At 69.2% G+C, this 22,853-nt stretch carries 21 protein-coding genes; 14 read left to right on the forward strand and 7 right to left on the reverse strand.

Annotation, left to right across the window (positions count from 1 at the left end; translation table 11 throughout):
• Positions 1–16 precede the first annotated feature (16 nt).
• On the forward strand, positions 17–1,153 hold the full coding sequence (locus tag AC1M14_RS22345) for an aminodeoxychorismate synthase component I (protein ID WP_102775527.1): 1,137 nt from the start codon (positions 17–19) through the stop codon (positions 1,151–1,153).
• 73 nt (positions 1,154–1,226) lie between these two features.
• Positions 1,227–1,859, forward strand: a complete 633-nt coding sequence (locus AC1M14_RS22350; protein WP_102775526.1) for an aminotransferase class IV family protein — start codon at positions 1,227–1,229, stop codon at positions 1,857–1,859.
• 15 nt (positions 1,860–1,874) lie between these two features.
• Here the strand turns inward: AC1M14_RS22350 and AC1M14_RS22355 are convergent, their stop codons facing one another.
• The gene (locus AC1M14_RS22355) at positions 1,875–2,777 is read right to left on the reverse strand and encodes a LysR family transcriptional regulator (protein WP_479730482.1); all 903 of its coding nucleotides are present in this window, start codon (positions 2,775–2,777) and stop codon (positions 1,875–1,877) included.
• A 170-nt stretch (positions 2,778–2,947) separates the two neighbouring features.
• On the opposite strand from AC1M14_RS22355, the gene AC1M14_RS22360 reads away from it, so the two are divergent.
• From AC1M14_RS22360 to AC1M14_RS22370, 3 genes are read left to right on the forward strand one after another with little or no spacing between them, the layout of a single operon-like run.
• Complete coding sequence (locus AC1M14_RS22360; RefSeq protein ID WP_479730483.1) at positions 2,948–4,216, forward strand: aromatic ring-hydroxylating dioxygenase subunit alpha; 1,269 nt, start codon at positions 2,948–2,950, stop codon at positions 4,214–4,216.
• A 1-nt stretch (position 4,217) separates the two neighbouring features.
• Positions 4,218–4,691 carry an aromatic-ring-hydroxylating dioxygenase subunit beta gene (locus tag AC1M14_RS22365; protein ID WP_479730484.1) on the forward strand — a complete coding sequence of 158 codons (474 nt, stop codon included), beginning with the start codon at positions 4,218–4,220 and terminating at the stop codon, positions 4,689–4,691.
• A 12-nt stretch (positions 4,692–4,703) separates the two neighbouring features.
• Complete coding sequence (locus tag AC1M14_RS22370) at positions 4,704–5,015, forward strand: non-heme iron oxygenase ferredoxin subunit (RefSeq protein ID WP_102775522.1); 312 nt, start codon at positions 4,704–4,706, stop codon at positions 5,013–5,015.
• A gap of 3 nt (positions 5,016–5,018) precedes the next feature.
• Here AC1M14_RS22370 and AC1M14_RS22375 read toward each other — a convergent pair whose 3' ends face one another.
• From AC1M14_RS22375 to macA, 4 genes are all read right to left on the reverse strand, one after another.
• Positions 5,019–5,849 carry a tRNA threonylcarbamoyladenosine dehydratase gene (locus AC1M14_RS22375; RefSeq protein ID WP_209166819.1) on the reverse strand — a complete coding sequence of 277 codons (831 nt, stop codon included), beginning with the start codon at positions 5,847–5,849 and terminating at the stop codon, positions 5,019–5,021.
• A gap of 122 nt (positions 5,850–5,971) precedes the next feature.
• The gene (locus AC1M14_RS22380; protein ID WP_479730485.1) at positions 5,972–7,381 is read right to left on the reverse strand and encodes an efflux transporter outer membrane subunit; all 1,410 of its coding nucleotides are present in this window, start codon (positions 7,379–7,381) and stop codon (positions 5,972–5,974) included.
• A gap of 8 nt (positions 7,382–7,389) precedes the next feature.
• A complete protein-coding gene (locus AC1M14_RS22385; protein ID WP_479730486.1) occupies positions 7,390–9,348 on the reverse strand; it encodes a MacB family efflux pump subunit in 1,959 nt (652 codons plus the stop codon).
• Position 9,349: 1 nt separating this feature from the next.
• The gene (macA, locus tag AC1M14_RS22390; RefSeq protein ID WP_111826419.1) at positions 9,350–10,531 is read right to left on the reverse strand and encodes a macrolide transporter subunit MacA; all 1,182 of its coding nucleotides are present in this window, start codon (positions 10,529–10,531) and stop codon (positions 9,350–9,352) included.
• A 484-nt stretch (positions 10,532–11,015) separates the two neighbouring features.
• Between macA and AC1M14_RS22395 the strand changes: the two genes are divergently transcribed.
• The 6 genes from AC1M14_RS22395 (at position 11,016) to purU (ending at position 16,087) form a co-directional block, all read left to right on the forward strand.
• A complete protein-coding gene (locus tag AC1M14_RS22395; RefSeq protein WP_168202233.1) occupies positions 11,016–12,143 on the forward strand; it encodes an MFS transporter in 1,128 nt (375 codons plus the stop codon).
• Positions 12,140–12,790, forward strand: coding sequence for a gamma-glutamylcyclotransferase (locus AC1M14_RS22400; protein ID WP_209166817.1), 651 nt, complete (start codon positions 12,140–12,142; stop codon positions 12,788–12,790). Before AC1M14_RS22395 ends, AC1M14_RS22400 begins: the two co-directional genes overlap by 4 nt.
• 112 nt (positions 12,791–12,902) lie before the next feature.
• The gene (pdxH, locus tag AC1M14_RS22405) at positions 12,903–13,532 is read left to right on the forward strand and encodes a pyridoxamine 5'-phosphate oxidase (RefSeq protein WP_479730487.1); all 630 of its coding nucleotides are present in this window, start codon (positions 12,903–12,905) and stop codon (positions 13,530–13,532) included.
• Positions 13,533–13,561: 29 nt separating this feature from the next.
• The gene (locus AC1M14_RS22410; protein WP_102775515.1) at positions 13,562–14,083 is read left to right on the forward strand and encodes a flavin reductase family protein; all 522 of its coding nucleotides are present in this window, start codon (positions 13,562–13,564) and stop codon (positions 14,081–14,083) included.
• Positions 14,084–14,086: 3 nt separating this feature from the next.
• The gene (locus AC1M14_RS22415; RefSeq protein ID WP_479730488.1) at positions 14,087–15,196 is read left to right on the forward strand and encodes an NAD(P)/FAD-dependent oxidoreductase; all 1,110 of its coding nucleotides are present in this window, start codon (positions 14,087–14,089) and stop codon (positions 15,194–15,196) included.
• Positions 15,197–15,232: 36 nt separating this feature from the next.
• Positions 15,233–16,087, forward strand: coding sequence for a formyltetrahydrofolate deformylase (purU, locus tag AC1M14_RS22420; RefSeq protein WP_111826415.1), 855 nt, complete (start codon positions 15,233–15,235; stop codon positions 16,085–16,087).
• On the opposite strand, the gene AC1M14_RS22425 is transcribed toward purU, so the two are convergent.
• Positions 16,084–17,760, reverse strand: coding sequence for a SulP family inorganic anion transporter (locus tag AC1M14_RS22425; RefSeq protein ID WP_479730489.1), 1,677 nt, complete (start codon positions 17,758–17,760; stop codon positions 16,084–16,086). The genes purU and AC1M14_RS22425 overlap by 4 nt on opposite strands.
• A gap of 136 nt (positions 17,761–17,896) precedes the next feature.
• Complete coding sequence (locus AC1M14_RS22430; protein WP_102775511.1) at positions 17,897–18,805, reverse strand: LysR family transcriptional regulator; 909 nt, start codon at positions 18,803–18,805, stop codon at positions 17,897–17,899.
• Positions 18,806–18,928: 123 nt separating this feature from the next.
• On the opposite strand from AC1M14_RS22430, the gene AC1M14_RS22435 reads away from it, so the two are divergent.
• The 3 genes from AC1M14_RS22435 to AC1M14_RS22445 are packed head-to-tail and all read left to right on the forward strand — an operon-like array spanning position 18,929 to position 22,806.
• Positions 18,929–20,629 (forward strand): acyl-CoA dehydrogenase family protein, encoded by a 1,701-nt coding sequence (locus AC1M14_RS22435; RefSeq protein ID WP_479730490.1) that lies wholly within the window; start codon positions 18,929–18,931, stop codon positions 20,627–20,629.
• A 48-nt stretch (positions 20,630–20,677) separates the two neighbouring features.
• Positions 20,678–21,658 carry a Bug family tripartite tricarboxylate transporter substrate binding protein gene (locus AC1M14_RS22440; protein WP_111826412.1) on the forward strand — a complete coding sequence of 327 codons (981 nt, stop codon included), beginning with the start codon at positions 20,678–20,680 and terminating at the stop codon, positions 21,656–21,658.
• Positions 21,659–21,669: 11 nt separating this feature from the next.
• Positions 21,670–22,806, forward strand: a complete 1,137-nt coding sequence (locus AC1M14_RS22445; RefSeq protein WP_479730491.1) for a CaiB/BaiF CoA transferase family protein — start codon at positions 21,670–21,672, stop codon at positions 22,804–22,806.
• Positions 22,807–22,853 lie beyond the last annotated feature (47 nt).

Raw genomic sequence — 22,853 nt, forward strand, 5'->3', positions numbered from 1 at the left:
CCCGAGCAGTAAAAGCATGGAATGTCGTTTTGAAGACCGGCTGGCCGGCCGCGCGTTGCGATTCGAGGGCTACTGCGCCCGCATCGAGGCGCGCGCCGCCGCCGAGGTAGGGCCGGCGCTGGCCGCCATCGAGGCGGCGCGGCGCCAGGGCCGCTGGGTGGCGCTGCTGCTGGACTACGAACTGGGCGAATGGCTGCTGCCGGAAGCCACGCAGGCCCCGCCCTCCGGCCCCTGGACTGCGCCGCGCGACGACGGCCAGGCGCGCCTGACCGCGCTGGTGTTCGAACGCGCCATCGACGAGGCGCCCTGGGACGCCCCGGACGCCGGCAGCCCCGCCGCGTCCATCAGCCTGCCCGCGCCGCGCATGACCGAGCCCGACTACGCGCGCCGGATCGAAGCGGTGCGCGAACTGATCGGCGCCGGCGAGCTGTACCAGCTGAATTTCACCCAGCCGCTGGACCTGCGCCACCAGGGCGATCCCGCCACGCTGTACCGGCGCATCGCGGCGCGCAACCCGGTGGCGCACGGCGCTTTCATCCAGGACGGCGCGCGCACGGTGCTGTCGTTTTCGCCCGAGCTGTTCGTGCGCCGCGACGGCCCGCGCCTGACCACGCGGCCCATGAAGGGCACGGCCCCGCGCCACGCCGACCCGGCCGAGGACGAACGGCTCGGCCAGGCGCTGCTGGCCAGCGAAAAAAACCGCGCCGAGAACCTGATGATCGTGGACCTGCTGCGCAACGACCTGGGCCGGCTGGCCGAACCGGGCTCGGTGCGGGTGGACGCGCTGTTTTCGCTGGAACGCTATCCCACCGTCTGGACCATGACCTCCACCGTTTCCGCGCTGGCCCCGCGCGCCGGCCTGGAGGACGTGCTGCGCGCGCTGTTTCCCTGCGGCTCCATCACCGGCGCGCCCAAGGTCGCGGCCATGCGCCGCATCCGTCAGATGGAGGCGGCGCCGCGCGGCCTGTACTGCGGCAGCATCGGCTGGCTGGCCCCGGACGGCGATTTCTCGCTGAACGTGGCGATCCGCACCCTGGTGCTGCAGGCCGACGGCCGCGGCGTCTACAGCGTGGGCGGCGGCATCGTGCAGGATTCGGACCCCGCCGAGGAATGGCAGGAATGCCACTGGAAAGCCCGGATTTTGCGGGCCTGAACGCCCGGGACGGGCGCGGCGGTAGTAGGATAGAGCGCGGCCATCGGCCGCTCATGTGCACCAGGGGAGTCCCATGCAACCCGAACTGATCGAGACCATCCTGGTCGACGCCGAACGCCGCGTGCCGCTGCTAGCCCGCCATCTCGCCCGGCTCGAAGCCTCATGCCAGGCGCTGGGCTACGCCTGGGGCGGGCGCGCGGTCGAGGGCGACATCATGATCACCGCGCTGGGCCTGTCCACGCCGGGACCGCACCGCCTGCGCCTGCTGGTGGCGCGCGACGGCAGCCGCAGCATCCAGACCGCTCCCCTGCCCCCGCTGGCGCCCGCCCAGGAAGCCATGCTGGCGCCCGAGGCGCTGCGCGCCTCCGAACCGCTGCTGCGCTACAAAACCACCTACCGGCCCTGGTACACCAAGACCATAGAATGGCTGCCCTCGCATCCGCACATATTCGACCTGCTCTACCTGAACGAGCGCGGCGAGCTGTGCGAAGGCAGCCGCAGCAACGTCTACCTGCGGCTGGACGGCGACTGGTACACGCCGCCGGTGGACTGCGGCTGCCTGCCCGGCGTGCAGCGCGCCGAACTGCTGGACACGGGCCGCGTCGAAGAGCGCGTGCTGTCCCTGGCCGACTTGCACGCCGCCGAGGAAATCCGTCTGTCCAACGCCTTGCGCGGCTGGTTCCCGGTCACCCTGCGCAGCCGCTGAGGTCCGCGCCGCGCCTCAGTCGGCGAACTCGTCCACCACCACCTGCCGCAGCCATTGATTGGCCGGATCGCGGTGGTTGCGGGCGTGCCAGAACACGTTGATCACCGACTCCGGAATCTTCACCGGACAGGCCGCGGTGGCCAGGCCGAACGGCCCGCAGGCGCAGTCCGCGAAACGCCGCGGCACCACCGCGACCATGTCGGTGGCGGCCAGCACCGGCCCCACCGCCATGAAATGCGGCACCGTCAGGCGCACGCGCCGACGGATGCCGGCGCGTGCGATCACCTCGTCCACCACCCCGTGGCCGGTGCCCTCCGACACGATGGCCACCTGTTCGGCCGCGCGGAACTGGCGGGCCGAAACCCCGGTGCGGGCCAGCGGATGGTCGCGCCGGAAGATGCACACATACGGCTGGCGAAACAGCAGCCGCTGGAAGAAACCGCTTTTCAGCGCAGGCAGAAAGCCCATGGCCAGGTCGATCCGGCCGCGCTCCATCTCGTCCTTCACGTCGATCGAGGTCGTGCGCACCGTGCGCACGGTCACGCCCGGCGCCGCGCGTTCCAGCGCGCGCATCAGCCTGGGCAGGAAGTAAGTCTCGCCCACGTCGTTCACGCCGATCACGAAGGCGCGTTCGCTATGGCCGGGATCGAAGGCCGCGCGCGCGTTCAGCGTGCTGTGCAGCGCGTCCAGGGCGTCGGCGATCGGCCGCGCCAGCGACTCGGCATAGGGCGTGGGCACCATGCCGCGCGAAGTCCGCAGGAATAGCTCGTCTCCCAGCAGCTTGCGCAACCGGCCCAGCGCGTTGCTGACCCCCGGCTGCGAAATGCCCAGGCTGTCGGCCACGGCCGCGACCCGGCCGTGCCTGCGCAGCTCGTTGAAGACGACCAGCAGATTCAGGTCCACGTCTTGCAGGTTCATGCGCTTGTCTCCACCAATATTGATTCTGGTGATTTATCTCATCAAGCAGATTCTATTTATTTATTTCGCATGCTGCCCGATCATGCAGCAAACGCCTGCGCCCATGCCGCGCCGGCTCTGCCGGGCCGCACTGGCCCGCCGAACCAAGGAGACCCGCCATGCAGTCCTGTATGAGCACAACCGCCGCCGCCGAAAGCCCGCTCGAATTCGTGCCGCCCTGGCAGGGCGACGGCTCCCACCGCATCCCCTTCGGCGTCTATACCGACGCCGCGCTGCACCAGCGCGAGATGGAGCGCTTCTTCTACCGTTCGCACTGGTGCTACGTGGGCCTGGAGGCCGAGATCCCGCGGCCGGGCGACTTCAAGCGCACCGCCGTGGGCGAACGCTCGGTCATCCTGCTGCGCGACAACGACGGCCAGGTGCGCGTGGTGGAGAACGTCTGCGCCCATCGCGGCGTGCAGTTCTGCCGCGAGCGCGCCGGCAACCGCAGCGAATTCGTCTGCCCCTACCACCAATGGAACTACGACCTGCAGGGCAACCTGATCGGCGTGCCGTTTCGCCGCGGCGTCAAGCAGGACGGCCGCGTCAACGGCGGCATGCCGCCGGACTTCAAGCCCGAGGAGCACGGCCTGACCAAGCTGGCCGTGGCCTGCCGCAACGGCGTGGTGTTCGCCTCCTTCGACCACGACGTGGAGCCGCTGGAGGACTACCTGGGGCCGGACATCCTGCACTACTTCGACCGCGTCTTCGACGGCCGCGAACTGGTGATCCACGGCTACAGCCGCCAGCGCATCCCGGGCAACTGGAAGCTGATGCAGGAGAACATCAAGGACCCCTACCATCCGGGGCTGCTGCACACCTGGTTCGTCACCTTCGGCCTGTGGCGGGCGGACAACCGCTCCGAACTGAAGATGGACGGCCATTTCCGCCACGCCGCCATGATCTCCACGCGCGGCCAGGGCGGCAAGGGCAGCGTGACCAGCGGCGTCTCCAGCTTCAAGGAGCAGATGTCGCTGAACGACGACCGCTTCCTGGACATCGTGCCCGAGCCGTGGTGGAACGGCCCCACCGCCGTGCTGATGACGCTGTTTCCCAGCGTCATCATCCAGCAGCAGGTCAATTCGCTGTCCACCCGCCACACCCAGCCGGTGGGCCACGACGCCTTCGATTTCGTCTGGACGCATTTCGGCTTCGCCGACGACAGCCCCGAGATGACGCGCCGCCGGCTGCGCCAGGCCAATCTGTTCGGCCCCGCGGGCTTCGTGTCGGCCGACGACGGCGAGGTCATCGAATTCTCGCAGGCCGGCTTCGAGCAGAAGCCCTGGCACCGCAGCGTGGCGGAGCTGGGCGGCAAGACGGCCGAGAACACCGACCACATGGTGACCGAGACGCTGATCCGCGGCATGTACGCGTACTGGCGCCGCGTCATGGAGGCCTGAGATGCTGGACCTTCCGCTCTATTACCAACTGACCTGCCTGTACAACGACTACGCCGCCGCGCTGGACGCCGAAGAATGGGAGAAGTGGCCCGACTTCTTCCTGGAGGACTGCGTCTACAAGGTGCTGCCGCGCGAGAACCACGAGCGCGGCTATCCGCTGGCGACCATGGCGTTCGAAAGCCGCGGCATGCTCAAGGACCGCATCTACGGCGCCACCGACACGATCTTCCACGATCCCTACTACCAGCGCCACGTGGTGGGCGCGCCGCGCGTGCTGTCGGTGCAGGGCGACCGCATCGAATCGGAAGCCAACTACGCCGTGTTCCGCACCAAGCCCAGCCAGCTGACCACGGTGTTCAACGTGGGCCGCTACCTGGACGTGGTGCGGCGCGGCCCCGACGGCCTGAAGTTCGAATCCAGGCTGTGCATCTTCGACAGCGAGCTGGTGCCGAATTCACTTATCTATCCCATCTGACAGGACGCCACAATGAGCATGCAATGGATCAAGGCCATCGCGCTGGCCGACGTGCCGCAGGAAGACGTGATCGCCGTGGAGGCCGGCGGGCGCGAGATCGCGCTGTACGGCGTGGACGGCGAGGTCTACGCCACCGACAACCTCTGTACGCACGGCAGCGCGCGGCTGTGCGACGGTTTCCTGACCGGGCACGAAATCGAGTGCCCGCTGCACCAGGGCCGCTTCGACGTGCGCGACGGCCGGGCGCTGTGCTCGCCGCTGCGCGACAACCTCGCGACCTATCCCGTCAGGATCGAGGACGGCGTGGTGTTCGTGGCGCTTTGAAGATCAGAGCGCGAGGCGCAAGGCCTCGTTGGCCGCGGCCATGCCCATCGCCGCGGTGACCGTCACGACCGAACCGTAGCCGGCGCAGGACAGCCCTTGCGGCGCCGGCGCCTGGCCGGCCGCGCCCATGTCGTCCTCGCCCTCGGTGGGACGGGTCCAGGCGTCGGGCAGGATGGCCGGCTGGTCGAACCACAAGGCGTGGATGCCCATCTTGGGCACGCGCTTCAGGGCGCGCCCATGCCGGTCGCTGGCGCGCGCGAACCCGTGCTCCCGGCGCAGCTTGTTGCGCAGCTTGGCGAGCAGCGCGTCGTTGACGGCCGCCGACAGATCGCCGGCGCGCAAGGCCAGCGGATCGGTCTTGCCGCCGGCCCCGCCGCACAGCAGCATGGGCACGCCGAGCGCGCGCGCGTGCAGGATCATGGCGATCTTGGCGGCGGCCTGGTCGGTGCAGTCGACGATGACGCTGTAGGGGCCGGGCAGGACGTTGGCCACGTTGTCGGGCGAGACGAAGTCGTCGACGCGGGTGATGCGGCATTCGGGGTTGATGGCCAGTACGCGTTCGGCCATGGCCTCGACCTTGGATTGTCCCAGGGTGGAGGTGAGCGCGTGGATCTGCCGGTTGACGTTGGATTCGGCGATGTGGTCGAGGTCGATCAGCGTGAGCGCGCCGACGCCGCAGCGCGCCAGGGCCTCGACGGTCCAGGAGCCGACGCCGCCCAACCCCGCCACCGCCACATGCGAGTTCTGGAGGCGGGCCGGGGCTTCGGGGCCATACAAACGCGACAGACTTCCGAAGCGGCGGGCCAGATCGGGGGGGGAATCCAGGGAGTTCATGGGGGAGGATTTTATAGTTTGTCGGGGTGGAGGTTGTGCGTTGGTTCTTTGCGGGTGGGTTCTTTAGACGCCCGGCACGGCGGCGGCGCCGCGCAGCCCAGGGCGCCGCCGTGCCGGGCGGGTCAAGAACCAGCAGCCTCCCGAACATCATCCCCACCAAGCGCCTGATAAACAGTCACCTGATTCACCAGCCGGTTCAGCATGTTCTCGTCCCGCGCCACTTCCGCGATTCGGCGTTTCTCCTGCGCGTCCAGCCAGTCCTTGAGCGACACCGCCCCCGCCCGGTAACGGATTTCGTACAAGGATTCGGCCTGGCGCGCCGCCTGCAGCGAGGCGTCGAGCTGTTCGGCCTGAAGCGCCAGTTGGGTGCGGTTGGACAGCGCGTTTTCGACGTCCGCCATCGCCTGGTAGAGCGACTGGCGGAACGTGACCACGCGTTCCTCGTAGTCGGCCTGGGAGATCTTGATGTTGAGCTGCATCTGGTTCCATTGCAGGAACGGCAGCGTCAGGCCCGCGCCCAGGGTGCCTATCGGATTTTGCAGGAGGTTGGACAGCGTCGGGCTGGCGCTACCCAGGGCGCCGGTCAGGGTCAAGGGGGGATAGAAGCTGGCGCGGGTGGCGTCGGCGGTGGCCAGGGCCTGGCGCAGGCGGAGTTCGGCGGCGCGCAGGTCGGGGCGGCGGCCCAGCAGGTCGGCGGGGACGCCGGCGCGGGCCTCGGGCAGTGGGTACGGCGGCAGGCGGGCGGGGTTGGCCATGCTGCGGTCGGGAGGGCCGTCGAACAGGATCGCCAGCGCGTTCGCGTACTCGACCCGCGCCTGCACCAGCAGCGCGTGCGCGGCCTGCTGGCTGGCCACGGTCTGTTCGGCTTCGGCCAGTTCCAGCGCGGACGCGCCGCCGGCGGCGTATTGCGCGCGCACCAGGTCCTGGGTCTTGCGGGCGTAGGCGATGCTCTGTTCGCTGCTGGCGATGCGCTGGTTGATGAACGCGGTCTGCCAGTACAGCGTGGCGGTGGTGCCCACCAGCGACAGCGCCGCGCTCTGGCGGTCCTGCTCGGTCGCCTCGGCCGCCCATTGCGCGGCGTCGCGCTGGCGCGACAGCTTGCCCCACAGGTCGGCTTCGTAGCTGACGGTCAGCTCGGCCGCGTTGCTGCGCGTGGTCATGCGGTCCCCGCTCAGCGTGCGGGTGCGGGTGACGTTGGCGCTGCCGCCCAGCTGCGGCCACAGCTGGGTTTCGGACAGGCCCGCCTGATATTGCGCCCGGCGCACGCGGATGGCGGCGGCGGCCAGGTCGTTGTTGCGCGCCAGCGCGCCCTCGACCAGACCGGTCAGCACCGGGTCGTTGAAATTGCGCCACCAGGCGCCGCCCTGGGACTGCGCCACGGTCCCGGCGCCGGGCGCCTGGCCGTCATGGGACCACGCCGCGGGCAGCCTGACCGCCGGCGTTTCGTAGTCGCTGCGCAGCAGGCTGCCGCAGCCGGCCAGCGCGAGCAGCAGCGTCAGGGCCGCGGGTTTGCGTAGGAAAGAAACCGCCATCGTCATCCTCATTCGCGCGCCAGGGCCTCTACGGGGTCCAGGCGCGCCGCATTGCGCGCCGGCAGATAGCCGAACAGCACGCCGATCAGCGTCGAGCAGGTGAACGCCGCCACCATCGCCGCCGTCGAATAGATCATCTGGAACGAGCCGCCCGTGGCCTTGGACACGAGCACGCCCAGGCCCAGCGACAGCAGGATGCCGATCGCCCCGCCGATCAGGCACACCAGCACCGCCTCGATCAGGAACTGCTGCATGATGTCGCTGCGCCGTGCGCCCACCGCCATGCGCACGCCGATCTCGCGGGTGCGCTCGGTGACCGACACCAGCATGATGTTCATGACGCCGATGCCGCCCACCATCAGCGAAATCAGCGCGATCATCGACACCAGCAGCGTCATGGTGGCCGTGGTGCGTTCGATGGTCTTGCGGATCGCGTCCGTGTTGAACACGAAGAAGTCCTTGGTCACGTGGCGCCGCGTCAGCAAGCGCACGATGGCCTGCTCGGCGGCGGCCGGCGGCGTGGCGTCGTTGACCCGTACCGTGATGCTCTTGAGATGCTGCTGGCCCAGCACCCGCGACAGCGCCGTGGTGTAGGGTATCCAGACGTTGAGCGTGTCGTTGCTGCCGAACACGGTGTCCTTCTTCTCGGTCACGCCGATCACGCGCGCCGGCATGGAGCCCAGGAACACCACCTGGCCGATCGGATCGGTGTGCGAGCCGAACAGCTTGCGGCGCGTGCCGTCGTCGATCACCACTTCCTGGGCGCGCCGCGTCACGCTGACGCCGTCGAAGAACTTGCCCTGCGCCAGCTTGATGGCGCGCACCCTGAAGTACTGTTCGCCCACGCCCTGGATGGAGCCGTTGACCGACACGTTGCGGTAGCGCAGCGTGCTGCTGGTGGAGACCTCCGGCGTCACGCTGTCCACATAGGACTCGCGCGCCAGCGCGTCGGCGTCGGCCGCCACCAGCGTGCGGATGTTGACCGCCTTCTCGTCGCCGAAGTCCTTGCCCGGGAAGATCTCCACGGTGTTGGTGCCGATCTCGCTGATGTCGTCCAGGATCTTGCGGCGCGAGCCCTCGCCCAGCGCGACCACCGAAACCACCGCAGCGATGCCGATGATGATGCCCAGCATGGTCAGCGACGTGCGCAGCCGGTGCGCGTTCATGGCCAGCAGCGCCATGCGCAGGGCTTCGCCGCAGCGGTCCAGATAGGCCTGCCACGCGGGCCGCTGCGCCAGCGCCGGCGGCTCATCGCGGGCGGCCGGCGGGCGCGCGGCGTCGGGATTGCGCCGGTCGGACACGATCTCGCCGTCGCTGATCTCGATGATGCGCTGGGCATGGCGCGCCACGTTCATGTCGTGGGTCACGATGATGATGGTGTGCCCCGCGGCGTTCAGCTCTTCCAGGATGCGCAGCACCTCCTGGCCGGTGTGCGTGTCCAGCGCGCCGGTCGGCTCGTCGGCCAGGATGATGTCGCCGCCGTTCATCAGCGCCCGCGCAATGCTGACGCGCTGCTGCTGGCCGCCGGACAGCTGGCCGGGACGATGCCCGGCGCGCTCGCCCAGCCCCAGGCGTTCCAGCAGCGTCTCGGCGCGCGCCAGGCGCGCCTCGCGCCGCTTGCCGGCATAGACGGCCGGCACTTCCACGTTGCCCAGCGCGCTCAGGTCCGAGAGCAGGTGATAGCGCTGGAAAATGAAGCCGAAGTGCTCGCGGCGCAGTTCGGCCAGTTCGTCCGGGTCCAGCGCCCCGGTGCTGCGCCCGCCCACCCGGTATTCGCCGCGGGTGGGCCGGTCCAGGCATCCCAGGATGTTCATGAGCGTGGACTTGCCCGAGCCGGATGCGCCGACGATGGCCACCATTTCGCCGGCCTCGATGGACAGGTCCACGTCCTTCAGCACGGCGATGGTCTGCTCGCCCGCGGGGAATTCGCGGCGCACGCCGGCCAGCTCGATGAGAGGACCGCTCATCTCAGGCCCCCGGGACGGCCGGGGCGGCTTCGGCCGACACCACGCGCTCGCCCACCTCCAGCCCCTCCAGCACCTGCGCCTGGACGTTGTTGTTCATGCCGATGCGGACCTGGCGCTCTTCCGTCTTGTTGTCCTTCAGCACCACGCGCACGACGTAGCGGCCGTCCTCGCCGCGCTTGCCCAGGGCCGAGGACGGCACCACCACGGTGTTCTTGGCCTCGCCCAGCACGATGAAGACCTGCGCCGTCATCGAGATGCGCAGCTTCTCGTCGGGATTGGGCACGTCGAACAGGCCGTTGTAGTAGACGGCGGCGCTGGTGGAATTGCCGTTGGACGAGCCGGTCAGCGACGAGGCCGCGTCTTCCTTCTGGATGGAGTCCGGCGCCGGCTCCACCGCGCGCAGCGTGGCGTGGTAGCGCTCGTCCGGCTCGCCGAGGATGGTGAAGTAGACCGGCAGGCCGGGCTTGACGCGGGTCACGTCGGCTTCCGAGATCTGGGCCTTGACCGTCATGGTATCCACCTGCGCCACCTTGATGATGGTGGGCGCGCTCTGGATCGAGTTGACCGTCTGGCCCTCTTTGGTGACGACCGCCACCACCACGCCGTCGATGGGCGAGACGATGCGGGTGTAGCCCAAATTGACCCGGGCCGTGTCCACCTGGATCTCGGCCTGCGCGATCTGGGCGTCCAGCGACGCGATCTCGGCGCGGGTCACGCCCAGCGTGGCCTCGGCGTTCTCGTAGGCTTCGCGCGAACTGGCGTCCGCGGCCAGCATCTGGCGCTGGCGGCGGAAGGCCAGCTCGGCCTGCTTCAGCATGGCGACCTTGGCGGCCCTTTCGGCGCGCCGCGTCTGCAGGGCGGCTTCGGCGTTGCGCAGTTCGTTCTGCTGGGTCAGGTCGTCGATCTCGGCCACCAGCTGTCCCTTCTTGACCCGGTCGCCCAGCGCCACCTTGAGGGATTTCAGCTGGCCGGAGACCTGGGCGCCCACGCTGACCCGCTCGATCGCGTCTATGGTGCCGCTGGCCAGCACGCTGTCTTCCATATTGGCGCGGGTCACTTCGGCCACCCCGAAGGTGGGCGGCGGCGGCGCCGAGAAAAATGCGGCCCGCACCGCGAAGCCGGCGAGCAGGACCAGGACGACGATCAGAAGGTTGCGTTTGAATTTGCTGCGGGACTTTTTCATTGAACCTGTCGGATGGGGCGCGGGACGGCGCCCGTGCCGGTATTGCGTTGCGGGCCGGGGACGGGCCCCGGCGCGATGTGTGCATCCTAAACGCATGGCCGGCCCAAACCATGGCCAATCTGTGTCGAAACCGTGAAAAACCGTAAAGCCGCAAGATGCGGCCGGACCAGTCTGATTGTTCCGTTGTGAGAACGATACAGCGTTCGGCTTCGGCGGATACTCATGCTGAATGCGCCCAGAAGCGCCGAACACGCCGGCATCTTGCACCATAAGCCCCGGAGTTTGCCTCTACATGATGCCTATCGTGAAACCTCTACACGCCACCGTTTGCGGCAGCGCAAAACAAGCTTGCCTCGACATTGGTAGACGTTGGGGACAGAATGGCTGCAGTTACGTCGTGGCCGTGTCCAGTTCCCCTAGATCCCCCTCTTCTTCCCCAAGTTCCCCGGAGTTTTCCGGGGCGGCGCTCTTGTGCGTGCTGGCCATGATGAATCACGTGGCGCTGACAGGGGGACGCATTACTGTCTCGCTGACGGCGCTGCAGATGGGGCTGTCCACCTTCAAGGTCGGCACGCTGGTCGCGGTCTTCGCCGTCCTGCCCATGCTGTTCTCGGTGCGCGCCGGGCGCTGGGTGGACCGGGTCGGCATCGTCCGCCCGCTGGTGCTGGGCACCTCGCTGGTCGCCGTCGGCACCCTGCTGCCCTTTGTCTTCCAGACGCAGCTGGCGCTGCTCATCGCCTCGTGCTGTATCGGCATCGGCTTCATGCTGCACCAGGTGGCCACCCAGGACCTGCTCGGCCATGCCGAACCCGCGCAGCGCCTGCGCAATTTCTCCTTCATGTCGCTGGCGCTGGCCGGTTCGGGCTTCTCCGGCCCGCTGATCGCCGGCCTGGCCATCGACCACCTGGGCACGCGCCTGGCCTTCGGGCTGCTGGCCCTGGGCCCGCTGCTGTCGGCGGGCGGGCTTTACATGCTGCGTCACCAATTGAAGGCGGCAGATGCGCTGCTTTCCGGCGCAAAAGAGGCCGAACGCCGCCGCGTCACCGAATTGCTGGCCGTGCCGGCGCTGCGCCGCATCCTGATGGTGAACACCATCTTGTCCGGCGCCTGGGACACCCACTTGTTCGTCGTGCCCATCTTCGGCGTGGCCATCGGCCTGTCGGCCACCACCATCGGGGTCATTCTTGCTTCGTTTGCGGCGGCAACTTTCGTCATTCGCCTGGTATTGCCCTTGATCCAGCGCCGGGTCCGTTCCTGGACGCTGGTCCGCGCGGCCATGGCCACGGCCGCCATCGACTTCATGCTTTACCCGCTGTTCACCGACGTTACCGTGCTGATCGTGCTGTCTTTCATCCTGGGGCTGGCCCTGGGCTGTTGCCAGCCGAGCATGCTGTCTCTGCTGCACCAGCACTCGCCCCCGGGGCGCGCGGCCGAGGCCGTGGGCCTGCGCATGGCCTTGATCAACGGTTCCCAGGTTTCCCTGCCGTTGACCTTCGGCGCGCTCGGTGCGGTAATTGGCGTGGCCCCGCTGTTCTGGGCCTATTCGCTGGCGCTGATGGCCGGCGGCTGGGCCAATCGCAATCCCCCGATCGAATCCGACCGTAAGCCGTGAATACCCCATCCCCCATTCCCTCCGGCGCCAGCCTGCCGTTTCGCCTCTGGACCCCCGAAGAGCGGCAGGCCTCTCTGGACGAGGCCTTGCGCCACTGGCAGTCGGGCGAGGACGTATGGGTATATGGGTACGGATCGCTGATCTGGCGCCCCGACTTCGACTTCGTGGAGCGCCGGCTGGCCACGCTGCGCGGCCATCACCGGGCGCTGTGCCTGTGGTCGCGCGTCAACCGCGGCACGCCGGAATGCCCGGGCCTGGTGTTCGGCCTGGACCGGGGCGGCTCCTGCCGCGGCGTGGTCTACCGGCTGGCCGGCAGCCAGGTGCCCAATTACTTCCCGGCGCTCTGGGAGCGCGAAATGTCCACCGGCGCCTATCTGCCGCGCTGGATCAACTGCACCACCGACGGCGGCAACGTCCGGGCGCTGGTCTTCATCATGAACCGCGACAATCCGGCCTACATCCGGGCGCTGCCCGAACCGGAACTGCTGGCCATCGTGCGCCGCGCCGCCGGCCGCTACGGCCCCTGCACCGACTACGTGGTGCAGACCGCCCAGGCGCTGCGCGCCGCGGGCATCCACGACGCCCGCCTGGACGCCATCGCGCGCCGGCTCGAGCAGGAAGGGCACCCGTTGCCGGAAGGCGCCTGAAGCCGCCGCCGCGCCGCCGGACGGCGCTTGCCGGCGGCCTGAGCAGGGTCAATATAGGGACAGTCGCCCAAGCGGTATAAACTTCCTGTTATCAACGCTGACCCTTACTCCCATGTCCGTCTCTGATCTGCGTCAAAGCTACGAGAAGCATGTCCTGCTCGAAAGCCAGGCCCTGGCTTCGCCGTTCGCGCAATTCGCGCTCTGGTTCGACGAGGCCCTGGCCGCCAAGGTGCCCGAGCCCAACGCCATGACCCTGGCCACGGTGGACGCCCACGGCCAGCCCAGCGCGCGCATCGTGCTGATCAAGGGATTCGACGAGCGCGGCTTCACCTTCTTCACCAACTACGAATCGCGCAAGGGCCTGGACCTGCAGGCCGAGCCGCGCGCCAGCCTGCTGTTTTTCTGGCAGCCGCTGGAGCGCCAGGTCCGCATCGAAGGCGTGGTCGAAAAAGTCCCCGCCGAGGAGTCGGACGCCTACTATCACAGCCGGCCCGCCGGCTCGCGCATCGGCGCCTGGGCCTCGCGCCAGAGCCAGCCGATCACCCGCGAAGAGCTGGAAGCCCGTGAACAGGAATTCCGCGAACGCTACGGCGACGCGCCGCCGCGCCCGCCGCACTGGGGCGGTTACCGCCTGAAGCCCACCGCCTTCGAATTCTGGCAGGGCCGGCCTTCGCGGCTGCACGACCGCCTGCGCTACGTCGCCGACGGCCCGGCCTGGAAGATCGAACGCCTGTCGCCCTGATGCCGGGCGCGCCCCCTATCCATGATTGCATGACCGCCTCCTCCCCTGATTTTGACGCTGCTTTTTTCCGCACCGCGCTGGGCCGCTACGCCACGGGCGTGACCGTCGTGACGACCGCCGGCCTGGACGGCGCGCCCATCGGGCTGACGGTGAGCTCTTTCAACTCCGTGTCGCTGGACCCGCCGCTGGTGCTGTGGAGCCTGTCGCGCGGCTCGTCCTCGCTGGCGGCCTTCGAGCAGTGCGAGCGCTACGTCGTCAACGTGCTGGGCGCCGAGCAGATCGCGCTGGCGCGCCGCTTCGCCACCGGCAAGACCCCGGACCGCTACGCCGGGCTGCCGGTGCACCGCGCGCCCGGCGGCACGCCCATGCTGGACGGCCACTGCGCGGCCTGGTTCGAATGCCACAACCGCAGCCGCTACGTCGAAGGCGATCACATCATCATGGTGGGCGAGGTGGAGCGCTGCGGCCATAGCGCCGAGCCGCCGCTGGTCTTCCATGCCGGCGGCTTCGACCTGACGCCGGCCGGCGACCGCGCGGAAAAAAAGGGGTAGCCCATGAGCGCAGATATCGATTGCGTCGTCATCGGCGCGGGCGTGGTGGGCCTGGCGATCGCGCGGGCGCTGGCCCGCTCCGGGCGCGAAGTGCTGGTGGCCGAGGCCACCGAGGCCATCGGCACCGGCACCAGCTCGCGCAACTCCGAAGTCATCCACGCGGGCATCTACTATCCGGCGGGCAGCCTCAAGGCCCGCCTGTGCGTGCGCGGCAAGCACCTGCTGTACGCCTATTGCGCCGAACGCGGCGTGCCGCACAAGCGCCTGGGCAAACTCATCGTCGCCGCGGACGCCGAACAGGCCGCGCAGCTGGAAAGCATCGCGCAGCGCGCCCGCGCCAACGGCGTGGACGACCTGCAGTTCCTGTCGGGCGAAGACGCCATGCGCCTGGAGCCGGCGCTGCAATGCGCGGCCGCGCTGTCCTCGCCGTCCACCGGCATCGTGGACAGCCACGCGCTGATGCTGTCGTACCAGGGCGACGCCGAGAACGCGGGCGCCCAGTGCGTGTTCCACACGCCGCTGGTGTCGGGCCGCGTGCGCCCCGAGGGCGGCGTCGAGCTGCAGTTCGGCGGCGACGAGGCCATGAGCCTGAGCTGCAATGTGCTGATCAATTCGGCCGGCCTGCATGCGCCGGCGCTGGCGCGCCGCATCGACGGCGTGCCGCCCGCCAGCATCCCGGCCGACTACCTGTGCAAGGGCAGCTATTTCACGCTGTCCGGCCGCGCGCCCTTTTCGCGCCTGATCTACCCGGTGCCGCAGCATGCCGGCCTGGGCGTGCACCTGACGCTGGATATGGGCGGGCAGGCCAAGTTCGGTCCCGACACCGAGTGGATCGGCGTCGAGGACTACACGCTCGATCCGGCCCGCGCCGACGTGTTCTACGCGGCCGTGCGCAGCTACTGGCCGGCCCTGCCCGACGGCGCGCTGGCGCCCGGCTACACCGGCATCCGGCCCAAGATCTCCGGCCCGCACGAACCGGCGGCCGACTTCGTCGTCGCCGGCCCGGCCGCGCACGGCGTGCCCGGCCTGGTGAACCTATTCGGCATCGAATCTCCCGGCCTGACGGCCAGCCTGGCCCTGGCCGAAGAAACCCTGGCCCGCCTGGCCGCCTGACCTCCACGACTTTCCATTCAGCCCTTTCTTACGCACATGCAGCACAACGACTACATCCTGACCCTGTCCTGCCCCGACCGCACGGGCATCGTGTACCGCGTCAGCGGCCTGTTGTTCGAATTGGGCTGCAACATCCTGGATTCGCAGCAGTTCGGCGACGAAGAAACCGGCCGCTTCTTCCTGCGCGTGCACTTCGACGCGCCGGCCGGCGTGGCCGCCGCCGACCTGCGCGCCCGCCTGGCGCCCATGTCCGAGGAATACGGCATGGAGCTGAAGCTGCACGACGCGCGCCGCAAGGAACGCCTGCTCATCATGGTCAGCAGGCAGGGCCACTGCCTGAACGACCTGCTGTTCCGCGTGCACAGCGGGCACCTGCACGCCGAAGTGGCGGCCATCGTGTCGAACCACAACGACTACGCCGGCCTGGCGGCCTCCTACGGCATCCCGTTCCACCACCTGCCGGTCACGCCCGACACCAAGGCCGAGCAGGAGCGCCAGGTGCTGGCCCTGGTCGAGCAGGAAAACATCGACCTGGTGGTGCTGGCCCGCTACATGCAGATCCTGTCGGAGGACATGTGCCGCGCGCTCAACGGCCGCGCCATCAACATCCACCACAGCTTCCTGCCCAGCTTCAAGGGCGCCCGCCCCTATCACCAGGCGCACGCCCGCGGCGTCAAGATCATCGGCGCCACCGCCCACTACGTGACCTCGGACCTGGACGAAGGCCCCATCATCGACCAGGACATCGAGCGCGTGGACCATACGATGACCGCCCAGGACCTGACCCAAGTCGGCAGCGACATCGAATCCCTGGTGCTGTCGCGCGCCGTGCGCAGCCACGTCGAACACCGCATCCTGCTGAACCGCAACAAGACGGTGGTGTTCCGCTAGGAATCCTGCCGCTCCCCCCGGGCCAGCGCCACGGCCGCCGCCGTGGCGCCGGCCACGTCCGGCCGCAGGTCGCCCAGCAGCCGCTGGTACAGGCCGACGCGGCGCACGATGTCCAGCGGCTGGCCCAGCAGGCCCGAGACCATCAGCCGCACGCCGCGCGCCTCGCAGGCCCGGCTCAGGCTTTCCAGCGCCTCGGCCCCGGTCGAGTCCACGTAGATCACGTTCTTCAGGTCCAGCACCAGCGCGCGCGCCGGCAAATGGTCCTCGAGCGACTCCACCAGCTTGGTCGCGCCGAAGAACACGGTGCCGTACAGCCGCCATACCGCCACCTGCGCCTCCAGCCCGGCCAGCGCCGGCTGCTCGGCCGGCGTCAGGCGTTCGGCGCGCGACAGGCTGGAAATGCGGTAGATGAAGGTCAGGCAGGCGGCGAAGATGCCGAACTGCACCGCCACCGTCAGGTCGAACACCACCGTCAGCAGGAACACCGACAGCAGGGTCACGCGGTAAGGCAGCCGGTAGGTCTTGAGGCGCGCGAATTCGCGCCACTCGCCCATGTTCCAGGCCACGAACATCAGGATGGCCGCCAGCGTGGCCAGCGGGATGGAAGACGCCAGCGGCGCGGCCACCAGGATCACCAGCAGCAGCACCACGGCGTGCGTCATGCCCGCGATCGGGCTGGTGGCGCCGCTTTTCACGTTGGTCACGGTGCGGGCGATGGTGCCGGTGGCCGGCATGCCGCCGAAGAACGGCGTGGCGAAGTTGGCGATGCCCTGCGCCATCAGTTCCTGGTTGGGGTCGTGGCGGTCGCCGATCATACCGTCGGCCACCCGCGCGCACAGCAGCGATTCGATCGCGCCCAGCAGCGCCAGCGTGATCGTGGGCATCAGCAGGTAGCGGGCCGATTCCCAGCTGAACGCCGGCAGCGTGAAGTCCGGCAGCGCCGCCGGTATGCCGCCGAAGCGGCTGCCTATGGTCTCCACCGGCAGGCCGAACAGGGCCACCGCGGCCGTGGCCAGCACCAGTGCGACGATGGAGCCCGGCACCCGCGCCAGCGGCGCGGCCCTGGGTCCGCCCCATTTCGGCAGCCAGCGCTGCCAGGCCACGATGAGCGCCAGCGACGCCAGCGCCACGCCCGCGGCCCAGGGATTGAAGGAGGACAGGTGGCTGCCCAGCGCGCCCAGGATGCCGAAGAAATCACCCGGCATCTCGGGGATCGCCAGGCCCAGGAAGTCCTTGACCTGCGACAGCGCGATCAGCACCGCGATCCCGTTGGTGAAACCGATGATGACGGCCACCGGGATGAAGCGCACCAGCGTGCCCAGCCGGAGCAGCCCCATCACGAACAGCAGCACGCCGGACAGCGCAGTGGCGATGATGAGGTTGGCCACGCCGTACTGCTGCACGATGTCGTAGACGATGACGATGAACGCGCCCGCCGGCCCGCCGATCTGCACCCGGCTGCCGCCGAGCAGGGCGACCAGGAAGCCCGCGATGATGGAGGTGAACAGGCCCGCTTCCGGCTTGAGGCCCGAGCCGATGGCGAAGGCCATGGCCAGCGGCAGCGCGACCACGGCGACCGTGAGGCCGGCGCCCAGGTCCTGCACGAAACGGATGCGGTCGTAACCACGCAACGCGCTCAAGAGGCGCGGACGAAACGAAAAGGGAAGATCCACGATCGACTCCGGAGAAGAAACCGAAAAGCCCTGGAACGGGTTTCAGTGCTTCGCCGGAGGGCCGCAGTGGCGCAGCCGGGTAATGAAACGCTTGCGGCGCGTCAGCGGCTGGATCGATCGGTAGGACATGGCCGGGTCAGTGTACCCCCAATGTCCCGGCCCCGGCATAGTGCCGCGCCACCAGTTCCAGGGCTTTTTCCTGCAGCGGCGTGCGCATGGCCTGCGGCCAGATCGCCTGGCTGACCGAGCGCGCGGCGTGCTCGAAGGCAATGAAGCGCGTGCCCGCCAGGCCGCTGCGCGACAGGCAGGCGGGCACGATGGACACGCCCAGCCCTTGCGAGACCAGCGAGGCCACGCTCAGCCAGTGCCGCACCTCGTGGCGGATCACGGGCATGAAGCCGGCCGATACGCACATGGCCAGCACCGTCTCGTAGTAGCTGGGCGAGGCCGCGCGGGCGAAGAACACGAAATCGTCCCCCGCCAGTTCGTCCAGCCGCAGCGATTCGCGGCCGGCCAGCCGGTGGTCCTGCGGCAGGCACACCACGAAAGGCTCGGCCACCAGGTCGCGCGCCTGCACGCCCGGCGGCAGGGGATTGGCGTGGATGAAGCCCAGGTCCTGCTCGCCGCGGCGCACCGCCTCGATCTGGTCGTGCGAGTTCAGCTCGGTCAGCACATGCTCGACGTCGGGCAGCTCGGCCCGCATCGCATTGAGCAGCGCGGGCAGGCCGCGGTACAGCATCGACCCCACGAAACCGATGCGCAGCCTGCCGCGCAGGCCGGCGTCCACCCGCTGCACCAGCGTGCGCACGTCCTCGGCCTGGCGCAGCAGGGTCTGGGCCTCGCGGTACAGCACCTGGCCGGCGTCGGTCAGTTCCACGTGGCGGCTGCTGCGGTTGAGCAGGCGCGCGCCGACGTTTTCCTCCAGCTGCCGGATGGCGTAGCTCAGCGGCGGCTGCGAGATGTGCAGCCGCACGGCGGCCCGGCTGAAATGGCGCTCTTCGGCCACGGCGATGAAATACCGCAGCAGGCGGGGGTCCAGATCCATGCGCGTTCCCTTTGATTTGCCTATCTATACTTTTTTTGGATTGTTCTAAATCAAAACAGTATTTGTATAGATTAATCCAGGCAAGCACCATGAGGCATCCCCCGTTTTGCGCAGGATGCCGCCATGGATGCCCCCGTCAAGACCGCCACGCCCGCCGCCACCCCGATTCCGGATGCGCGCGGCCTGAACCTGTTCCACGCCGACCCCTATGCCGCGGCGCTGTGCCGGCGCTACCTGCCGCCGGCGCTGCACGCGCACCTGCTGCCGCACCTGGAGCGGCTGGGCGAGCTGGCCGGCGGCCTGATGGACGAGCTGGCCGCCACGGCCGACAAGCATCCGCCCACGCTGTCGGTGCGCAGCCGCGCCGGCCAGGACGAATCCCGCATCGACAAGCACCCGGCCTATGTGGAACTGGAACGCCTGGCCTACAGCGAGTTCGGCCTGGCCGCGCTGTCGCACCGCGGCGGGGTGCTGGGCTGGCCCGAGCCCATGCCGGCCGCCGCCAAATACGCGCTGAGCCATTTGTTCGTGCAGGCCGAGTTCGGCCTGTGCTGCCCGGTCAGCATGACCGATTCGCTGGCCCGCACGCTGCGCAAGTTCGGCGACGCCGACCTCGTGGCGCGCGTGCTGCCGCAAGTGACCACGCAGGATTTCGACGCGCTGCGCCAGGGCGCCATGTTCATGACAGAGCAAGGCGCGGGTTCGGACGTCAGCGCCACGGAGGTCACGGCCGAACGGCAGGACGACGGCAGCTGGCGCCTGTCGGGCGACAAGTGGTTCTGCTCCAACCCCGACGCGGGCTACGCCATGGTGCTGGCCCGCAGCGAGCCGCAGCCCGGCCTGAAGGGGGTGTCGCTGTTCCTGCTGCCGCGCGACCTGCCCGGCGGCGGCCACAACCACTATCGCATCCTGCGCCTGAAGGACAAGCTGGGCACGCGCTCCATGGCCAGCGGCGAAATCCGCCTGGAAGGCGCCGTGGCCTGGCTGGTGGGCGAACGCGGCCGCGGCTTCAAGCAAATGGCCGACATGATCAACAACTCGCGCCTGTCCAACGGCATGCGCGCGGCCGGCCTGATGCGCCGCGCCGTCACCGAGGCGGTGTATTTCTCGCAGCACCGCCGCGCCTTCGGCAAGCGGCTCATCGACATGCCGCTGATGCAGCGCCAGCTGGTCAAGATGACGGTCTGGGCCGAACAGGCGCGCAGCGTCATGTTCCAGACCGCGCGCGCGCTGGCCGAGGCCGACCAGGGCGGCGGCGATCCGGCGCTGGCGCGCATCCTGACCCCGCTCATCAAGTTCCGCGCCTGCCGCGACGCCCGCAAAGTGACCGGCGACGCCATGGAGGTGCGCGGCGGCTGCGGCTATATCGAGGAGTGGACCGAACCGCGTCTGGTGCGCGACGCGCATCTGGGCTCGATCTGGGAAGGCACCAGCAACATCGTGGCGCTGGACGTGCTGCGCGCCATCACGCGCGAACAATCGCTGCCGGCGCTGCGCGCCCACATCGAGCGCCTGCTGGCCGAGGGCGCGCCCTGCCCGCCCGAACTGGCCGACATGCAGGCCCGCGCGCTGGAACAGACCTACGCGCTGGCCGAACACGCCGCGCGGGAAAACCGCGCCGAGCTGGCGCGCCAGGCCGCGTCGCTGCTGTACCACGCGGTGTCCCTGGCCGCGCTGCGCTGGGAAGCCGCGGACCCGGCGCTGGCCGCTCGCGCCAGGCTGGCCGACCAGGTGCTGCTGCATCGCCTGGGCCCGCGCGATCCCTACGCCATCCCGCCCGACGAAAGCGCCGCCTGCCGGGAAATCCTGCAATACGCGCTGTAAACCGACGCCGGCGGCACAGCCGGCGCGCATCCACCACTGGAGACAAACATGAACCGCTACTTCGCCCCCTTGCTGCTGGCCGCCGCCGCGGCCCTGCCCGCGGCGCCCGCGCTGGCGGCCGAGGCCTTCCCCGCGGAACGCCCGGTCACCCTGGTCGTGCCCTTCCCGCCCGGCGGCCCCACCGACGCCCTGGCGCGCCGCCTGGCCGACAAGCTCAGGCAGCCGCTGAAGCAGAACGTCATCGTCGAGAACCGCAGCGGCGCGGGCGGCAATATCGGCTCGGAATACGTGGCCAACGCCAAGCCCGACGGCTACACGCTGCTGTTCGGCACTTCCGGGCCGCTGGCCATCAACGTCAGCCTGTACAAGAAGCAGGGCTACGATCCGCAGACTAGCTTCGCCCCCATCATCCGTATCGGCCACCTGCCCAACATCCTGGTGGTGAACCCGTCGGTGCCGGCCACCAACGTGCAGGAACTGATCGCCTACGCCAAGAAAAACCCGGACGCGCTGAGCTACGCCTCGTCGGGCAACGGCGCGTCCTCGCACCTGGCCGGCATTCTGTTCAACCGCATGGCCGGCACCCAGATCATGCACATTCCCTACAAGGGCACCGGCCCGGCGCTGAACGACCTGCTGGGCGGGCAGGTGTCCATGTCGTTCACCGACATCCTGACCGCGCTGCCCTACGTCAAGGCCGGCAAGCTGCGCGCCATCGGCCTGGCCAGCGCGCAACGTTCCGACGCCCTGCCCGACCTGCCCACGCTGTCCGAACAGGGCCTCAAGGGCTATGACGTCAGCGTGTTCTTCGGCATCGTCGCGCCAAAAAATACCCCGGCGCCGGTCGTGGAGACCCTGAACAAAGCCTTCCAGAGCGCGCTGGCCGACCCCGAGGTGGCCAACACGCTGCGCAGCCAGGGCATCGTCGAGGCGCAGGACAAGACGCCGCAAGGCCTGTCCGCCTTCATCACGGCCGAAGTGCCCAAGTGGCGCGACGTCATCGCCAGCGCCCACGTCTCCATCGACTGAAGGACTTTTCCATGGCAGCAACCCTCCCCAATGCCGGCGCCCTGGCCGGCTGCAAGGTCATCGACCTGTCGCGCGTGCTGGGCGGCCCCTATTGCACGCAGATCCTGGCCGACCACGGCGCCGACGTGCTCAAGATCGAGCCGCCCGGCGGCGACGAGACGCGCGGCTGGGGGCCGCCCTTCCTGGGCGCCACGGCCTCCTACTTCGTCGGCGTGAACCGCAACAAGGAAGGCATGACGCTGGACCTGTCGCAGCCTGCGGGCCAGGAGCTGCTGCGCCGGCTGCTGGTCGACGCCGACGTGCTGGTGGAGAACTTCAAGCCCGGCACGCTGGAGAAATGGGGCTTGGGATACGAGACGCTGAAACAGGAATTCCCCGCGCTGATCCATTGCCGGGTCAGCGGCTTCGGCGCCGACGGGCCGCTGGGCGGCCTGCCGGGCTACGACGCCTGCGCCCAGGCCATGTGCGGGCTGATGAGCGTCAACGGCGAGGCCGACGGCGAAGCCACCCGCGTCGGCCTGCCGGTGGTGGACATGGTGACGGGCCTGAACGCGGCGGTGGCCATCCTGCTCGCGCTCAACGAGCGCGTGCGCAGCGGCCTGGGCCAGTTCCTCGATATCACGCTGTACGACTGCGCCCTGTCGCTGTTGCATCCGCACGCGCCCAACTACTTCTACAGCGGCAAGGTGCCGGCGCGCAGCGGCAACGCGCATCCCAACATCGCGCCCTACGAAACCCTGCCCACGGCCAGCGGCCCGATCTTCCTGGCGGTGGGCAACAACCGCCAGTTCGCGCTGCTGGCGCAGACGCTGGAAGCGCCCGCGCTGGCCGAAGACCCGCGCTACGCCGCCAACGCCGACCGCCTGCGAAACCGCCAGGCGCTGCGCGCCGACCTGTCGGCGCTGCTGGCCGGATTCGACGCCGCCGAACTGGCCGACCGCCTGCTGCGCAACGGCGTGCCCGCCGCCGCCGTGCTCACCGTGGACCAGGCGCTGGCGCACCCGCATACCCGGCATCGCGGCATGGTGCTGGAACAGGGCGACTACCGCGGGGTCGGCTCCCCGATCAAGCTGTCGCGCACGCCGGCGACGCTGCGGAGATTGCCGCCGGATCTCGGGGCCGAGGGAGCGCGGGGAGACGGGTCGTAGGAGGGGTGGAGCGCGAGAATCCTTAAGCAAGAACTCAGGTATCGAGC

The sequence above is a fragment of the Achromobacter sp. SX5 genome, assembly GCF_056711425.1.

What these genes read in the sequence shown, in the direction of transcription:
- AC1M14_RS22365 (WP_479730484.1), top strand. Translation starts at nt 4,218, where the DNA reads ATGCTGGACCTTCCGCTCTATTACCAACTGACCTGCCTGTACAACGAC.
- AC1M14_RS22355 (WP_479730482.1), bottom strand. Translation starts at nt 2,777, where the DNA reads ATGAACCTGCAAGACGTGGACCTGAATCTGCTGGTCGTCTTCAACGAG.
- AC1M14_RS22435 (WP_479730490.1), top strand. Translation starts at nt 18,929, where the DNA reads ATGGATGCCCCCGTCAAGACCGCCACGCCCGCCGCCACCCCGATTCCG.
- AC1M14_RS22375 (WP_209166819.1), bottom strand. Translation starts at nt 5,849, where the DNA reads ATGAACTCCCTGGATTCCCCCCCCGATCTGGCCCGCCGCTTCGGAAGT.
- AC1M14_RS22415 (WP_479730488.1), top strand. Translation starts at nt 14,087, where the DNA reads ATGAGCGCAGATATCGATTGCGTCGTCATCGGCGCGGGCGTGGTGGGC.
- AC1M14_RS22360 (WP_479730483.1), top strand. Translation starts at nt 2,948, where the DNA reads ATGAGCACAACCGCCGCCGCCGAAAGCCCGCTCGAATTCGTGCCGCCC.
- AC1M14_RS22395 (WP_168202233.1), top strand. Translation starts at nt 11,016, where the DNA reads ATGATGAATCACGTGGCGCTGACAGGGGGACGCATTACTGTCTCGCTG.
- AC1M14_RS22440 (WP_111826412.1), top strand. Translation starts at nt 20,678, where the DNA reads ATGAACCGCTACTTCGCCCCCTTGCTGCTGGCCGCCGCCGCGGCCCTG.
- pdxH (WP_479730487.1), top strand. Translation starts at nt 12,903, where the DNA reads ATGTCCGTCTCTGATCTGCGTCAAAGCTACGAGAAGCATGTCCTGCTC.
- AC1M14_RS22445 (WP_479730491.1), top strand. Translation starts at nt 21,670, where the DNA reads ATGGCAGCAACCCTCCCCAATGCCGGCGCCCTGGCCGGCTGCAAGGTC.
- AC1M14_RS22350 (WP_102775526.1), top strand. Translation starts at nt 1,227, where the DNA reads ATGCAACCCGAACTGATCGAGACCATCCTGGTCGACGCCGAACGCCGC.
- AC1M14_RS22410 (WP_102775515.1), top strand. Translation starts at nt 13,562, where the DNA reads ATGACCGCCTCCTCCCCTGATTTTGACGCTGCTTTTTTCCGCACCGCG.
- AC1M14_RS22345 (WP_102775527.1), top strand. Translation starts at nt 17, where the DNA reads ATGGAATGTCGTTTTGAAGACCGGCTGGCCGGCCGCGCGTTGCGATTC.
- macA (WP_111826419.1), bottom strand. Translation starts at nt 10,531, where the DNA reads ATGAAAAAGTCCCGCAGCAAATTCAAACGCAACCTTCTGATCGTCGTC.
- purU (WP_111826415.1), top strand. Translation starts at nt 15,233, where the DNA reads ATGCAGCACAACGACTACATCCTGACCCTGTCCTGCCCCGACCGCACG.
- AC1M14_RS22380 (WP_479730485.1), bottom strand. Translation starts at nt 7,381, where the DNA reads ATGGCGGTTTCTTTCCTACGCAAACCCGCGGCCCTGACGCTGCTGCTC.
- AC1M14_RS22430 (WP_102775511.1), bottom strand. Translation starts at nt 18,805, where the DNA reads ATGGATCTGGACCCCCGCCTGCTGCGGTATTTCATCGCCGTGGCCGAA.
- AC1M14_RS22385 (WP_479730486.1), bottom strand. Translation starts at nt 9,348, where the DNA reads ATGAGCGGTCCTCTCATCGAGCTGGCCGGCGTGCGCCGCGAATTCCCC.
- AC1M14_RS22370 (WP_102775522.1), top strand. Translation starts at nt 4,704, where the DNA reads ATGAGCATGCAATGGATCAAGGCCATCGCGCTGGCCGACGTGCCGCAG.